The following is a 16,152-nucleotide window of genomic DNA, read 5'->3' as shown; positions in this document are numbered from 1 at the left end:
TCATGACAGCGTTGAGAGATTTGCGCGTCCTACAGAGAGTGGAGGTGCGCTGTAGATTGGTGCGTTGATGTGCGGCTGGATAGTGGATAAATTGCTTGAAGTTGATTGACGAGCATCGGTTTGATCATGTTTTTCGAGCTGAGTCATGATTTTAGGATTGTTGGGGAAGTGTTGTTTGAGTTCACTAATCAACTGATTAAATTCTGCAATTTGATTATTTTTTTCAAGTGCGGCAGCTAAGTGTAAGCCGATATTGGCGCTGGGTTCAGCCGTGTAGGCGGCCTTTAGAGTTGTGATTGCAAAAGCATAGTCTTTTTGAATAAAAGCAATGTAGCCGAGTGTATCTAGAATTGCAGCTTGATTGGGTGCGAGTTTGTTGGCGCGTTCTGCAAAGGCTCGGGCATCTTTCAAACGACGATTTTGTTGCGCCAGCGCGAAGGCAAAGGCGTTGAGATAGACTGGGTTATCAGGACTTAATGCCAGTAGTCGTTCTGACTCCCGATCCAGCAATGCGCTTTCTTCAGGTTTAAGCGTCAAAATGCGTGCATAAATTAATTCGGGCTGGTTGGGTAGTCCATTAATGGCTTCATCTAATAATTTACGTGCTGTGTCGCTCTGTCCGTGCTCTTTTAGAAGTTGGGCTTGTAATAAGTATAAGAAACTGGCTTGTTCAGGGTGTTCAACACGCTCTTGGGTGAGTGCGGTGAGTTCATCATCTAATTGATTATTCGCCACCATAATGACAGCTAACTTCTTTTGCGCCTTGCGATACAGGTCTTCGCCCTGAACTTTTTGATAATAGCTAATGGCAACTTTGATATGGTTTTGTCGTTCAGCGGCAATACCAAGGTAGAAGTATGCCTGATCGACGTATTGATCAATGGCAAGCAGTTGCACGAGATAACGCTCAGCATCCAGCATGCGCTGATTATCGATACTGACAAGTCCAGCTAAGAGCAATATTTCGCCATCATTATTCCAGCGTCGGCTCATTTGTTTGAGGCGTGCCATAGCGAGGGTTGCTTGGTTGTTTTTGAGCAATAAACGGACTTCAAACAGTTGCAGGCTTTTATTTTTGGGCTGACGTTTAATTTCACTGGCCAAGAATGTACGGGCTTCTTTTAAATTATTTTGGTTCATTAAAATATTAATTTTAAGAGTGATAAAAGCAGTCACACCTGGTTTTTTACGCAGCGCGTTGTTGACTTCAACCAGAGCTTGATCGAGTTGTCCTGCTTGAACTAATAAACCTGCTTTGAGAACAGATAACGAAGGGTTATTATATTCTTTGAGGCTTTGTAAGGCAGTCAGTAGGGCGTTGCGATCTTTAGGATCATCAGGGGAGATTCCCACCACAATACGATCCAGGGCGGCGTTAGGGTCATATCTTAGAATTTTATCTAAGGTTTGGGCGGCGAGTTGGTAGTCATGGGCTTTAAGTGATAAATGCGCCATATAAAACAGTGCGGGAATATATTCGGGATCGACTTCAACCCAGTGCTTTGCAATCGCAAGTCCACCGTCGATATCATTGTCTTCCAAAGCAACAGAAAGTGCGCGTTCTAAAATGACAGGATCAGCAGTTTGCAGGGCTTGAGCGCGATATAAGACGACCCCTTTATCAGTCATCCCACGTGCGAGAGCCAGTTCGGCTGCAAACACATCTAACAACGCTGCATGGGCAGTGTTGATGAAAAAGGCAGTAACCAATATCGATGCAATGGATGCATGAATCAAGGTTTGATGGCGGATGCAAGAAGACCTTGATGAATCAAATTGGAGCAAACGAACCTCGCCATCCCAGTGATAAAAAAAGATCTTAATATAGTTTTAAAAACAATCCTCATATGCAAAGCAACGTTTGTGTTATCGCTCCGCATATCGCACAATACCATATTTGCGAGTGGCAATCGACGCACGATGGGTTTCTTTGCTTTAGGCATCAATCATACCACCGCACCTGTGGCTTTGCGTGAGAAAGTCGCGTTCGTCCCTGAACGTCTGGACGAAGCGTTACGTCATGCCCAATCGTTAGGGTTGACGGATGATATTGTCATTGTATCTACTTGTAATCGTACGGAATTGTATAGTATCACTGACTCTCCTGATGATTTGACAGAGTGGCTGGCTCATTCTCATGGTATCTCGTCGGACGAGCTTGTTGATCATTTGTATCGGCATGGTGAGGAGGATGCATTTATTCATTTGATGCGTGTTGCCAGTGGCATTGATTCGATGGTACTTGGCGAGCCGCAAATTCTAGGTCAAGTCAAGACCGCACTCCAATATGCACGCGATGCGGGGACGGTTACTCCCAAGCTTGCACGTATTTTTGAGCAAGTCTTTAATGCCGCAAAAAAAGTACGGACTGAAACAGCTATTGGCGCGCAGGCTGTCTCTTTAGGCTTTGCCGTATTGCAGCTTGCACGGCAGGTTTTTAGTGACTTGAGTGCGACCACGGTATTGCTTGTTGCAGCGGGTGAAATGAATGCGTTAGTGGGTCGTCATTTGGCAGAGCATGGCGTCGGTAAAATACTCATCTGTAATCGAAGCCCTGATCGGGCAAATATGTTGGCTAACGAATTGAAAGTTCATTTACCGGTTGAGGTTGTCCCTTTTGAACAGTTGGAGAGTGCGTTACCCCGCGCTGATATCGTGTCTAGTTCAACGGGTAGTATTCATACTGTGATTACCATGGATATGGTGAAGCGCGCGCTCAAAGCGCGACGTCATCGTCCTATGTTGATGGTGGATCTAGCTGTTCCACGAGATATTGAGCCCAGTATTGCCGAGTTAGATGATGTGTATTTATATACCGTGGACAATTTACAGGGCGTGATCGAAGGTAATCTCGCTCAGCGTCGGCAAGCCGCGGTTGAAGCGGAGGTGATGGTCAGTCAGTTGGCTGCGCAATACATGCAGGTGAATCGCGCACAGCAAGCTGGTCCTGTCATTGCCCACTATCGTAAACAGATGGATGAGCTCCGTCTGCAAGAGTTGCAACGCGCGAAACAACTGGTTGCACAAGGTGTAGCGCTTGATGAGGTATTAGATCGTCTGTCTCAAGCGGTCATGGCTAAGTTGTTGCACAGACCATCACAATTAATTAAAGAAGCCGCCACAGATGCGGACAGTGAACGTTTAACTTGGATTATAAAAGGCTTGGGGGCTGATCATGATGGGCAGAATGAATAGTTGGGGGCAGGGTTATCGAGAGGTGAGACGCTATTGTGCGGGCGCATGTTTATTGTTGATGTGTTTGGGGTATAGCGATGCAGTGCTTGCAGATTGGCAGTTTGATAAAGATAAAAGCCGAATCAGTTTTTTGACGACTAAAGAAAGCTTTGCTCAGATTAAGGGCGGCTTTCACAGTTTTGATGGACGGATTAAGGGCAGCCCTGAAGATCCTTTACATACCGCCGCAAATTTTATTATTCAAACCAGTAGCATTTCGACAGGGATCGGCATTCGGGATAGTGTATTGCGCGGCGCTGCATTTTTTAATGTGAAAGCTTTTCCGACCATGGAGTTTAAAAGCACTAAAATCACTAAGGTCGATGCGACTCATGCCACCGTGCGTGGAGATCTGACTATGCTCGGTATCACTAAGCCACTCGTTTTTGATGTGACTTTGGACAAGCCGACTGATACGGTGACTAAAGCGATTAAGATTAATGCGACAGCATTAGCGACGATGAATCGTTACGATTGGGGTATGACAACTTTTGTCCCTGCTGTGGGTCCTGAAATTACAGTACGAGTTGATGCGGTATTGATGAACGACGGTACTGATTCGGAAGAGAGTCCGCTGCGATAGTTTTGTCTGTTGGGTGATCTTTAGAGTATAAAAAAGGGCGCTGATCACTGCGCCCTTTTTATCATGACAGTCGTAATAATTTATTTCTCAACGAATGCGCGTTCAATCACATAGTCACCTGGATCGCCCATGCGTGGGGATACCGTTAAACCATGTTGATCAAGCATAACGGAGAGATCGTGGAGCATGGTTGGGCTACCACACATCATCACACGGTCAGTTTCTTTGTTAAAACGAGGTAATCCGATATCTTCAAACAACTTACCATTTTCAATCAATGTGGTAATACGGCCTTGATTACGGAAGGGTTCACGAGTCACGGTTGGGTAGTAGATCAATTTATCCTTGACTAGTTCTGCAAAAAACTCATCATTAGGCAGCACATTTTCGATTAAATCGGTGTAAGCCAGTTCGTTGACTTGACGCACACCATGCACCAGAACAACTTTTTCAAAGCGCTCGTAAGTTTCAGGATCACGAATCAATGACAGAAACGGTGCAAGCCCAGTCCCTGTAGAAAGCATATATAGGTTTTTACCCGGCAATAAGTCATCTAATACCAGTGTACCCGTTGGCTTCTTGCTCATCAGAAGCTCATCACCTACTTTAAGGTTTTGCAGGATTGAGGTCAGTGGGCCGTCTTGTACTTTAATCGAGAAGAACTCGATCTCGTCTTCGTAGTTGGCACTGGCAATCGAGTAGGCACGCAGCAAAGGTTTGCCATTAACTTCAAGTCCAATCATCACGAATTGACCATTTTTGAAGCGTAAGCCCGCATCACGGGTGGATTTAAAGCTGAATAACGTATCATTCCAATGATGTACATGAGTAATACGTTCGGAGTTAAATGCTGCCATAATGTCTCTATCGTGTGGTCGGATGTTGGAACAAGATTGTCAGCGTTTATGCCGGACAAATTTTATAGTGCAGTGCGGAAAGCTTGCGCTTATGCGCTATTCTACCGAAAAGTTTAAGTTGATAAACCGATTTCATTTTATTTTAGATATAAGGAAAAGTGATGAACTTAGGGTGTTTTGTATAGAACGACATTCCTCTGAGCACTTTTTAGGATTTTATGCGCGATTGTTTTACCCAAATCGATGATATTAAAAGATACTAAGACATATTTTTTAATCTTTTTTCACCTCAAGTTTTAGAGTCATTCATGGTTCATACCGCAAGTATTACAGTTCCTATTATTGGCTATGTACACACACCTTACGTTGAGAAGTTTGGGGTTCCACGTCAACCCAACCTGGTGGATGTTGAGGGGGTGATTGAGTTTGTTGCTCCTTATGATCAGCCAGCGGCATTTGAGGGGTTAGAAGGATTTAGTCATCTTTGGTTGATTTGGCAATTTCATCAAAATCGTGAATTAAAAAAGACGACTGAAGACATAAGCTCAAATAGTGAGTTATATGAAACATCTGCTGCTGAGTCATTTAGACCACAAATTCGCCCACCACGCCTTGGGGGCAATGAAAAAATTGGTGTTTTTGCTTCACGTAGCATGTATCGACCAGCCCCTCTAGGATTATCTGTTGTTCGTTTAGACCGACTTGAGGTGATTGATGAGCGTGTGCGATTGCATATCATCGGTGCTGATTTGGTCGATGGAACGCCGTTGATTGATATTAAGCCTTATGTGGCTTACAGTGATTCGATTTCAGCGGCAGTGAGTGGTTTTGCTGTAGAAGCGCCTAAACTGCATCCTGTATATTGGACGCGACTTGCACTTTGGCAAAAACATCAATTGATTTCACTTCATGTTCTAACCAGTAATCAGTTACCCTTGATTGAACGCATCCTTGCACTTGATCCGCGTCCTGCTTATCAGACCGATGGGCAGCGAGACTATGGAATGTCTTTTGATCAGGTTAATGTCCGCTTTGGTGTGCAATCTGATGTAATCTGGATTAAAGAGATTACGGCAAGGTAGTTTTATAACCAGAATGATGGATACCGAAGTGGGTCATGTTGTAATTGAATCGTGTGATATGGACTTGTAGAGAGCAATGGAATGAGTGTCATGACAACCAAAAAGAGATTTTCAATTCAAGTCGATGTGCGATGGTGCTTGGATGAGCTGCAGAAAGACGGACGAATCACGCAGCGTGATGTTAATTTGGTGACTACGACTGCACGACGTAAGGAGCAGAAGAATTGGCATCCACTTTTAATTATTGCTGATTTTGGATTGGTTGATTTATTACCACCACAAACGATAAGTACTTCAAATACACCAATGCCCGCTGTTGCGAAGTTAACCATTGAAGTTCTAACCCAATGGCTTGCGCAAAAAGCAGAATTGCCTGTTTATCGTATTGATCCTCTTAAAGTGAATGTGCCTGTAGTGACATCGGTCATGTCGATCGAATTTGCTGAACGGCATCAGATTTTAGCCGTTGCGGTTGATGCGGATACGGTGACGATTGGCAGTGACCAGCCCTTCTATGAGGATTGGCTGGATAATCTGGCGCATACGCTGAAGCCGCGTAAAATTAAGCGGGTGATGCTGAGTCCTGTGCAATTGGTACGTTATTTAGCAGAGTTTTATCAGGTTACTCGTGCAATTGCGGGTGCCAAAGGCAATGGCGGAAGTGAGACCGTTGCCAAAGGTGTAGAGGCGTTGTTACAGCTTGGGGATATCCAAAATCCTGATGCCAATGATCAGCATATCGTACGGATTGTGGATTGGCTGCTGCAGTATGCATTTGATCAGCGTGCTAGTGATATTCATCTTGAGCCGCGCCGTGATCAGGGTAGAGTCCGGTTTCGCATTGATGGGGTGTTGCACACGGTATATGACATGCCGGGACCGATTTTATTGGCAATCGTTTCGCGAATAAAAATTTTAGGGCGGATGAATGTCGCTGAAAAGCGCAAGCCCCAAGATGGTCGTCTAAAAACGCGCACACCTAAAGGCCTAGAAACTGAACTGCGCTTGTCAACGTTGCCGACCGCATTTGGTGAGAAGATGGTGATGCGGATTTTTGATCCCGAGGTCTTGGTTCGTTCATTTGAACAGTTGGGTTTGAGTGGTGATGATCTGGCCAAGTGGAAACAAATGGCGTCTCATCCGAATGGCATTATCCTTGTTACAGGTCCTACAGGTTCGGGTAAGACGACAACGCTCTACTCCACACTGAAACAACTTGCGACCGATCAAGTGAATGTCTGTACCATCGAAGATCCGATCGAAATGATTGAACCAAGCTTCAATCAGATGCAAGTCCAAGGCATGATTGAGTTGGGTTTTGCTGAAGGCGTACGTGCGTTGATGCGGCAAGACCCTGATATCATCATGGTCGGTGAGGTTCGTGACCAAGATACGGCTGATATGGCGATCCAGGCGGCATTGACAGGACACTTGGTGCTTTCGACTTTGCATACCAACGACGCACCCAGTTCACTCACGCGTTTGCATGATTTGGGTGTACAGCCGTTTTTAACGGCAGCAACTATTCTAGGTGTTATGGCTCAGCGACTGGTGCGTACTTTATGCCCGCACTGTAAGGTTGCGATTACGACTGATGCTGAGGTTTGGAATCAGTTGGTTAGTCCATGGAAAAGTGAGCCGCCAGCACAAGTTTATCAGGCTGTTGGCTGCGAGCAGTGCCGTGGAACAGGATACCGCGGACGAATGGGTGTGTATGAAATTCTGATTTTATCGACAGAAATGAAGCGTATTATCGGCGATGGTGGCTCACTCACCCAGATCAAGCAGCAAGCTTATCGCGAAGGATTACAACCGCTTCGACTTGCAGGTGCTCGCCGTGTTGCTGAAGGAGTGACGACGCTTGAAGAAGTGATGCGAGTGGTGCCTTTAAGCTAAGAAGATGCTTGATAACTTTGATTGAAATATTAGTTTAAGAGGATAGGCGTTTGTTCGATTATTTGGTGTTTATTGGTCGTTTCCAGCCTTTTCATCTCGGGCATCTAGCGGTCATTCAGACTGCATTAGCCCAAAGCCAACAAGTCATCCTCTTGATTGGTTCTGCAGAGCAACCACGGAGTACGCGTAATACCTTCAAGTTTCATGAGCGGGAGACGATGGTGCTCTCTGCATTTGAGCAGGCTGATGCGGCCCGAATTCGTTGTGTGCCATTGGTTGATATTCTCTATAACGATGTACGCTGGGTAAAATCCGTGGAAGACGCAGTGCACTCTGTGACGGGGGATAATCAAGCCTTAAAGATTGGTCTCGTGGGGCATTATAAAGATCGAACCTCTTATTATTTATCACTATTTCCGCGCTGGGAAACGGTATTTGTCGATAGTTATCAAGGGATTTCCGCAACTCCGATTCGTGACGCTTACTTACTCGGTGAGATGCCTACAGAGGCGCGTGTACCTGCCACTACTATTGATTTACTTGCTGCATTTAAGCAAACCGCTGACTATCAAGCCTTGCAGGAAGAAGCTCGCTACATTGTCGACTATAAAGAGTCGTGGTCACATACGCCTTATCCCCCGACGTTTATGACGGTGGATGCTGTATTGGTTCATTCTGGACATATCTTATTGATTGAGCGCGGGCATATTCCTGGTAAAGGATTGTTTGCATTACCCGGTGGTTTCTTGGACCCTGATGAAACGCTGTTTAATGCTTGTCTGAGAGAACTCCGGGAAGAAACCAATCTCGGGCTTGATGATGCAACGTTGCGCGCTGCTTATCGATCACAACGGACCTTTGATGAGCCACATCGTTGTGAGCGTGGGAGAGCGATTACGCAAGGTTTTTACTTTGAGCTAGATGGTTCTACACCATTGCCTGAGGTCCTTGGTGGTGATGATGCTAAGCATGCGTTTTGGTTGCCACTAGCTGAGGTGAGATCAGATCAGTTGTTTGAGGATCATTATGCGATTATTGATGAACTCGTCCTGAATAATTTATAAATCAGACTTCGTTATGAAAACAAAAAAAGCGCCTAATCTAGGCGCTTTTTTTCATCTCTTCAAAACCTAATGTGCTTCATCGATCCGATGCTCTGCACTGACAAACGCTTCAACATGCGGTGTCTGACCATGCAGTTTCAGTGGTTTGTTTCCTGTTAACGCGCGGAGAAGGACGTAGAACACCGGTGTCAGGAATAGACCAAAGAATGTCACACCAATCATGCCAGAGAACACGGCAACCCCCATCGCATGACGCATCTCTGAGCCAGCACCTGTTGAAAGCACTAGAGGCAGTACACCCATCACAAATGCCAGTGACGTCATGAGAATCGGGCGTAACCGTAAGCGACTGGCTTCAACAGCAGCCTGTAGCGGTGTTCGACCAGCAAACTCAAGTTCTCGCGCAAACTCGACAATCAGAATCGCATTCTTAGCGGATAGACCGACGAGGACAAAGAGACCAATCTGAGTAAACACATTGTTCTCACCATTCGATAACCAAACACCAGTCATCGCCGCCAAAATACCCATTGGAATGATGAGAATGATCGACAACGGCAACGTCAAGCTCTCGTATTGTGCAGCAAGCACTAAGAACACCAGTAGGATAGACAATGGGAAGACCCAAACTGCTGTATTACCTGCAATGATTTGCTGATAGGTCAATTCGGTCCACTCAAACCCGATACCTTTAGGCAATGTTTCCGCAGCGATGCGTTTGACGGCATCTTGTGCTTGTCCAGATGAATATCCCGGTGCAGCACCGCCACTAATATCCGCAGATAAGAAACCGTTATAGCGCATGGCACGTTCAGGACCAAAACTGGGTTTGATATTCATCACGGCAGACAACGGGATCATATCACCATTCGCTGAACGGACTTTCAGTAAGCCGATATCTTCAGCTTTAGCGCGGTAAGCTGCATCAGCCTGTACTCGTACCGAGTAGGTCCGTCCAAACTTATTAAAGTCATTGACGTATAAGCTACCGAGATAAATTTGCATGGTATTGAAGATATCAGGCAAAGCGACACCTAACTGATTTGCACGTGTCCGATCCACATCGGCAAAGAGCTGAGGCACATTGACTTGATAGCTTGAGAACAGGCCTGCTAATTCAGGTGCCTGACGTGCTTTGGTCAAGAATGCCTTGGTAGCATCATCCATCGCGGCATAACCAAGTGACGCACGGTCTTCAAGTTGTAGCTTGAACCCTCCTGTGGTACCTAAGCCTGGGACAGGCGGTGGCGGGAACATCAAAATGAAAGCTTCAGGAATCGCCCCAAACTTTTGATTGAGTTGACCTGCTATCCCCGCCGCACTCAACTCTGCAGTTTTACGTTCAGCAAAAGGCTTTAAGGTCACAAAGACGATGCCAGAGTTTGAGCTGTTGGTAAAGCCATTGATCGATAGTCCCGGAAACGAAACGGCACTTTCAACCCCAGGCATTTTCAAGGCGATATCGCCCATCTCACGGATCACCTTTTCGGTCCTATCTAAGGTCGCGCCATCAGGTAACTGCGCAAAGCCAATCAGGTATTGTTTGTCTTGGCCCGGCACGAAACCATTCGGCACGATTTTGAATAAACCGACCACAGCAATGACAAGGATGAGATAAACGCCCATCATGACGGCTTTGCGAGAGATAACGCGTTTAACCCCGCCGCTATAGGCGGTTGCCCCACGACCAAATAAGCGATTAAAACCACGGAATAACCAGCCTAGATATTTGTCCATCCAGCGGGTGAGCGCATCTTTCGGCTCATCGCGACCTTTTAACAACATCGCTGCAAGCGCTGGGGAAAGCGTCAGTGAGTTAAAGGCAGAGATGATCGTCGACATGGCAATCGTGAGGGAAAACTGCTTATAGAATTGCCCGGTCAGACCACTGATAAAGGCGAGGGGCACAAACACTGCGATCAGTACGAGGGCAATCGCAATAATCGGTCCTGATACTTCACGCATCGCACGATAAGTCGCATCACGTGGGGATAAGCCAGCTTCGATGTTCCGTTCGACGTTTTCAACAACCACGATCGCATCATCGACCACAATCCCGATCGCAAGCACCAGTCCGAATAGACTCAGAGCATTGATAGAAAATCCAAAAATGTGCATCACGGCAAATGTACCGATGACTGAAATCGGTACTGCCAACAATGGAATAATCGATGCACGCCATGTTTGCAAGAATAGAATAACAACGAGTACCACGAGGGCAATCGCCTCCAGCAGGGTATGAATGACAGCCTCAATCGATGCGCGCACAAACTGCGTTGGGTCATAGACAATCTTGTAGTCCATGCCCTCTGGCATATTCTTCTTCAATTCCGCCATGGTCTTTCGAACATTGTCAGATATCTGAATGGCGTTGGAACCTGGGGCTTGGAAGATTGGGATCGCTACAGCGGATTTATTATCCAGTAATGAACGCAAGGCATATTCAGAAGCACCAAGCTCAATGCGAGCAATGTCTTTTAGACGTGTCACCGCACCAGTATTGCTGGTTTTGACAATGATATCGCCAAACTCTTCTTCATTTTGCAAGCGACCTTGTGCGTTGATCGAGAGCTGTGTATCGACGCCAGCAAGGCTAGGGGATGCACCAATCACACCGGCAGCCGCTTGAATGTTTTGAGCACGAATAGCTGTAACAACATCGTTGGCAGATAAGCCCACAGCCGCTATTTTTTGAGGATCAAGCCAGACACGCATCGCGTAGTCGCCAGAACCAAAGAGTCCCACTTCACCCACGCCTTCCACGCGTGCGAGTTGGTCTTTCACATTAAGCACGGCGTAGTTACGCAGATAGGTCATGTCATAGCGGTTATTCGGAGACAACAAATGCACGACCATGGTCAGGTCTGGCGAACTCTTGATAGTGGTGAGACCGAGCTGACGTACTTCTTCAGGTAAGCGTGCTTCAGCTTGCGAGACTCGATTTTGGACGAGCTGTTGGGCTTTGTCTGGATCGGTTCCCAGTTTGAAGACTACATTGAGTGTCATCAATCCATCAGTCGTGGCTTGGCTGCTCATATAGAGCATCCCTTCAACCCCATTAATGGACTCTTCAAGTGGAGTCGCAACCGTTTCTGCAATAACCTTAGGGTTAGCCCCTGGATAGTTTGCTCGTACAACAACGGTGGGTGGAGACACTTCGGGATATTCTGAAATCGGCATCACACGCAATGCGAGTAACCCCGAGATAAAAATCAATAGCGACAAAACACCCGCAAAGATTGGGCGGTCAATAAAGAATTTAGATAAATTCATAGCGATAAGCCTGAGCGTAATATTTCATTAAATAGAGTCAACGCAACATGTGAAGCCATGTTTTATAAACCGTAAAATGCAAAAGCCTGTCATGACCAGCATGTCGTGCTGGTCATGGAGTAATTTCGACGAGTATCTTAAAATCAGAGCATCTTAATGACAGACATCATTAGGTCTCTGTTTTCATCGGAACCATTTGCGGGGCAATTAACGCACCTGGTTGCACGCGTTGTACGCCGTTGACAACGATGCGATCACCGACTTGGAGTCCAGAGCTGACAATGCGGAGACCATCTACTGCGGTGCCTAAAGTCACTTCACGATATTCAGCTTTGTTGCTGGAGTTAACGACAAAGACGAATTTCTTATTTTGATCAGTCCCGACCGCGCGTTCATTGATGAGGAGGGCTGGTTGAGTATGCGGCTGACCCATACGTAATCTTGCGAACTGGCCAGCAAGCAAACGACCATCAGCATTATCAAAGACAGCACGGACACGGACAGTCCCACTTTTCACATCCACCTGATTATCAACCAGTTGCAGATGCCCTTTAAAAGGAGTGTCACTGGTTGCAGCCGTACCCATCTGAATAGGAACGCTTGACAGCGCAGCGGTTGAGTTTGCTGGTAAGTCATTCAACACTTGGGTGACCACATGCTCATCGGCATCAAAACTGCCATAAATGGGGTTTACAGAGACCAATGTGGTCAGAACGGGAGATACGTTGTCGATTAATACCGAGTTGCCTGCGGTGATCTCTAACCGACCAACACGACCACTCACTGGCGCACGGACCTGGGTATAGCCTAAGTTCAGTTGAGCGGTTTGAAGCGCTGCTTGAGCACTGCGCAGGCTGGCATCCGCTGCATTTTTCGCATTGATGCTCGAGTCGAGATCTCGCTGAGCAATGGCTTGGACGGGAATCAGTTGACGTGAGCGGTCTAATTCACTTTTGGTAAATGTTGCTTGAGCCTGAGCTGAGGCCACTTGAGCCTCTGCACTTTTTACGGCAGCGATAAAGGGTGCAGGATCGATTGTGATCAGAAGGTCGCCTTTTTTAACCAGTGCACCTTCGCGGAAGTTTACTGATTGGATTGTTCCAGCGACGCGTGAGCGAATGTCCACACGATCAACCGCCTCAAGGCGACCTGAGAATTCATTCCAGATGGTGACATTGCTTTCTGCAACGGTTGCAACGGAGACTGGGGTGGCTTGTGGTGCAGTTGCAGCAGCGCCAGTCGCTGCCTTTGAATCGCATCCTGAAAGACCAATGCTAGTCATCGCAATCAGGGTAATGGTGGCAAACCATAGCGGATGCACACGAAATGACGTTGGTTTCATGATTTTTTCCTAGTTTAAACGGTAGAGCGGATAGATGGATTAGATAGATGTTGTTGAAAATATTGTGAGTAATAAAAGGGTATCGTTAGAAGTTTGATTGATTCTGTATCGATTGATATGTAATATATACAGCTCAAGAATCATCGTCAAGCATATTTGTATCGATTGATATGAAATAATTAAATGAACATCAATTTTCAAAAAAGAAATTGCTTTTCATGGAATACCAAGAAGAAAAATGAATGCCGCATAAGCATGGAAAGAAGTTTTTTAATCGCTATTTTTAATATTTTCTTGTGTGCTTCACTTTAGTCTGACCAGATTGCATTTTGATGACCAAGTTGAACCTTTTGGTGCGATCTGGATTGAGCGGTAAAATTAAATAAAATATTTTTATTATCAAATACTTGGTTTGTATTTGATGATGGGTAATGAAAAATTATAACATGAAATTTTATAAAACGATTCTAATATAATAAATATTAGTTTTATTAAACAACTACTTATATTAATTATTGATAACGTTATTAACTATGGCACATCAATTGCTTAGATAGACCATGTACGAGGTTTAAGTCGTATCTGCATCAAAATTTTCTCCTTAAATTTGACCTGTTGCTATGTCACTGACACGGGTTAAGTTCGCAGTGAACCATGAATTTTTGTGAGGTGCTTTTAAGCATCTGGTCTCGATAGTCTGTCTAATCATTGGGGTAGTCATGACAAATAAAGTGAGTGATTCAATCTATGCCTCTTTCGGCCCGAGTCGTCGGGAATTTTTAGCGAGAGCATTGGCTGTTGGTGGTAGTGGGTTTCTGTTGGCGAATATGAAGGCGTGGGGCATGGACATCGCCTCCACTCAAGATACGCCACCGATGTTACAGGGCAGTGGACAAGGTAAGACGATTGTTATTCTCGGTGCTGGCGTGGCGGGTATGACAGCAGCTTATGAGCTTAGCAAAATTGGTTATACCTGCAAGGTGATCGAAGCCCGATCTTTTGCAGGTGGGCGCTGCCAAACTGCTCGTAAGGGTAAGGTGCTTGAGGAACTTGGCGGAGAGAAGCAAACATGTACCTTTGAAGAAGGGCAATATATCAATTTTGGACCATGGCGTATCCCGTTCAATCATCATTCTACGCTGCACTACACGCGTGAGTTTGGGGTACCTCTAGAGCTGTTCAATAATGACAATGATGCTGCTTATGTGTATAGCGAAAACACCAAGAGCGCGCTGACTGGGCGCCGCTTGCGGATGTTTGAGGTGAAGGCGGACATGCGTGGTTATGTGGATGAGCTGTTGGCCAAGTCTCTGAAAAAAGGCATTATGGATCAACAAGTCACAGCAGACGATAAAGCCCTCTTGATCGACTATCTGGTGAATGAAGGCTATCTTTCTAATAAAGACCTTACCTATCGTGGGACTGAAGGTCGGGGCTTTAAAGTACAACCTGGTCCTGGGATGTCACCTGGCCCCGGAGTTCCATCCGATCCACTTGGTTTTTCTGATCTATTGAAGTCAAAGCTCGGACATATGTATCACTCGGTAAGTGAGTTCACCCAGCAAGCCACGATGCTACAGCCTGTGGGGGGAATGGATCAAATTGCCAAAGCATTTGAAAAGCGCGTCGGAAAAATGATTCAGTATCAGACTGAAGTCACTAACATCGTTAATCTGGCAGATAAGGTTGAGGTTCATATCAAAGACACGGCAACGGGCGTTGCCAGTAAGGTTACTGGTGATTTCTGTTTATGCACAATTCCTTTATCGGTGTTGGGTCAGGTCGAAAATAATTTCTCTGAAAAATTTAAAACCGCACTGCAAGGCGCCGCCTATGAGCCAGTCGGTAAGATCGGCTTGCAAATGAGTAATCGCTTTTGGGAAACGGGTCATGGCATCTATGGCGGACATATCCTGAATGACATTAAAGGCATTAATCTGATTTCAGTGCCCTCCAGTAATTGGCAAGGCAAGAAAGGTACGTTACTTGGCTACTATAACTTTGCCACCGATGCAGCAGAAATCAGCGCACTTAGTCTTAAAGAGCGTGCTGATTATGCGCTAGCCGCAGGCGAGAAAATATTTCCGGGTGAATATACCAAGTCATTTGAATCTGCATTTTCCGTAGCGTGGCACCGCGTGAAATATAATCTCGGTGGCTGGGCAACGTGGAGTGAAGAAACTCGCGCGAATGCGTATCCAGTCTTGGTTGAAGGAGAGGGACGTACTTTATTGGCTGGAGAACATATGAGCTATCTGGGCGGCTGGCAGGCTGGTGCAATTGAGTCGGCTTGGCAGCAAATTGAACGTATCCATAAACGTTTATCAGCATAAGGAGGAGCTCTAAGATGAAGTCAATGGTCAACAAGTCACTGTGGGTTGCGCTCATCACATTCAGTGCCAGTGCACATGCGGAGTCCATGTCAGGTAAGGATGTGTTCAGCAAGAATTGCGCAGCGTGCCATATGGCGACAGGTATGGGGATTCCCGGTGCATTCCCTGCGCTCAAAGGCAGTAAGTTTGTTTTGGGTGATGCCAATGCTGTGGTTTCAACCGTACTGAAGGGTAGAGGGGGAATGCCAACTTTTGCAGCATCATTGGATGATGACAAGCTTGCAGCCGTGGTCAGCTATGTTCGCCAATCATGGGGTAATCAGGCCACTGTGGTTACTGTACAGGATGTTAAAACGATCCGCGCCAATACCAATGCTATGAAAGTCGTCAAGAAAGAGCAACCGACAAACATTCACTAATCAAATTGAAGCCATAAAAAAAACTGCTTTATGCAGTTTTTTTTATGGCTCTTTATTTTGCGTAGAGAT

General features: G+C 45.9%; 11 protein-coding genes. 7 read left to right on the top strand and 4 right to left on the bottom strand.

Features of this window, described 5'->3' with window-relative positions:
• Positions 1–1,785, bottom strand: a complete 1,785-nt coding sequence (locus ACLHG7_RS13530; protein WP_410211513.1) for a tetratricopeptide repeat protein — start codon at positions 1,783–1,785, stop codon at positions 1–3.
• Between the two features lie 135 nt (positions 1,786–1,920).
• Between ACLHG7_RS13530 and hemA the strand changes: the two genes are divergently transcribed.
• Positions 1,921–3,195, top strand: a complete 1,275-nt coding sequence (hemA, locus tag ACLHG7_RS13525; protein ID WP_410211630.1) for a glutamyl-tRNA reductase — start codon at positions 1,921–1,923, stop codon at positions 3,193–3,195.
• Positions 3,176–3,817, top strand: coding sequence for a YceI family protein (locus ACLHG7_RS13520; protein WP_410211512.1), 642 nt, complete (start codon positions 3,176–3,178; stop codon positions 3,815–3,817). Before hemA ends, ACLHG7_RS13520 begins: the two co-directional genes overlap by 20 nt.
• Positions 3,818–3,897: 80 nt before the next feature.
• On the opposite strand, the gene ACLHG7_RS13515 is transcribed toward ACLHG7_RS13520, so the two are convergent.
• Positions 3,898–4,674 carry a ferredoxin--NADP reductase gene (locus ACLHG7_RS13515; protein ID WP_114898419.1) on the bottom strand — a complete coding sequence of 259 codons (777 nt, stop codon included), beginning with the start codon at positions 4,672–4,674 and terminating at the stop codon, positions 3,898–3,900.
• Between the two features lie 308 nt (positions 4,675–4,982).
• Between ACLHG7_RS13515 and ACLHG7_RS13510 the strand changes: the two genes are divergently transcribed.
• From ACLHG7_RS13510 to ACLHG7_RS13500, 3 genes are all read left to right on the top strand, one after another.
• On the top strand, positions 4,983–5,756 hold the full coding sequence (locus ACLHG7_RS13510) for a TrmO family methyltransferase (protein WP_410211511.1): 774 nt from the start codon (positions 4,983–4,985) through the stop codon (positions 5,754–5,756).
• Between the two features lie 81 nt (positions 5,757–5,837).
• Entirely contained in the window at positions 5,838–7,652 is a 1,815-nt protein-coding gene (locus ACLHG7_RS13505) for a GspE/PulE family protein (protein WP_410211510.1), read from the top strand.
• 50 nt (positions 7,653–7,702) lie between these two features.
• Positions 7,703–8,716 (top strand): bifunctional nicotinamide-nucleotide adenylyltransferase/Nudix hydroxylase, encoded by a 1,014-nt coding sequence (locus ACLHG7_RS13500; RefSeq protein ID WP_410211509.1) that lies wholly within the window; start codon positions 7,703–7,705, stop codon positions 8,714–8,716.
• 66 nt (positions 8,717–8,782) lie between these two features.
• On the opposite strand, the gene ACLHG7_RS13495 is transcribed toward ACLHG7_RS13500, so the two are convergent.
• Both ACLHG7_RS13495 and ACLHG7_RS13490 read right to left on the bottom strand, forming a co-directional pair.
• A complete protein-coding gene (locus tag ACLHG7_RS13495; RefSeq protein WP_410211508.1) occupies positions 8,783–11,989 on the bottom strand; it encodes an efflux RND transporter permease subunit in 3,207 nt (1,068 codons plus the stop codon).
• Positions 11,990–12,158: 169 nt separating this feature from the next.
• Positions 12,159–13,331: an efflux RND transporter periplasmic adaptor subunit gene (locus ACLHG7_RS13490; protein WP_410211507.1), complete on the bottom strand. Its 1,173-nt coding sequence runs from the start codon at positions 13,329–13,331 to the stop codon at positions 12,159–12,161.
• Between the two features lie 719 nt (positions 13,332–14,050).
• On the opposite strand from ACLHG7_RS13490, the gene ACLHG7_RS13485 reads away from it, so the two are divergent.
• Positions 14,051–15,664, top strand: coding sequence for a flavin monoamine oxidase family protein (locus ACLHG7_RS13485; RefSeq protein WP_410211506.1), 1,614 nt, complete (start codon positions 14,051–14,053; stop codon positions 15,662–15,664).
• A gap of 14 nt (positions 15,665–15,678) precedes the next feature.
• Complete coding sequence (locus ACLHG7_RS13480) at positions 15,679–16,083, top strand: c-type cytochrome (protein ID WP_410211505.1); 405 nt, start codon at positions 15,679–15,681, stop codon at positions 16,081–16,083.
• Positions 16,084–16,152: the final 69 nt, after the last annotated feature.

Origin of the sequence: Aquirhabdus sp. (genome assembly GCF_046462495.1) — a bacterium.
Taxonomy (GTDB): domain Bacteria; phylum Pseudomonadota; class Gammaproteobacteria; order Pseudomonadales; family Moraxellaceae; genus Aquirhabdus.
This window is presented reverse-complemented; position numbering and strand designations above follow the sequence as displayed.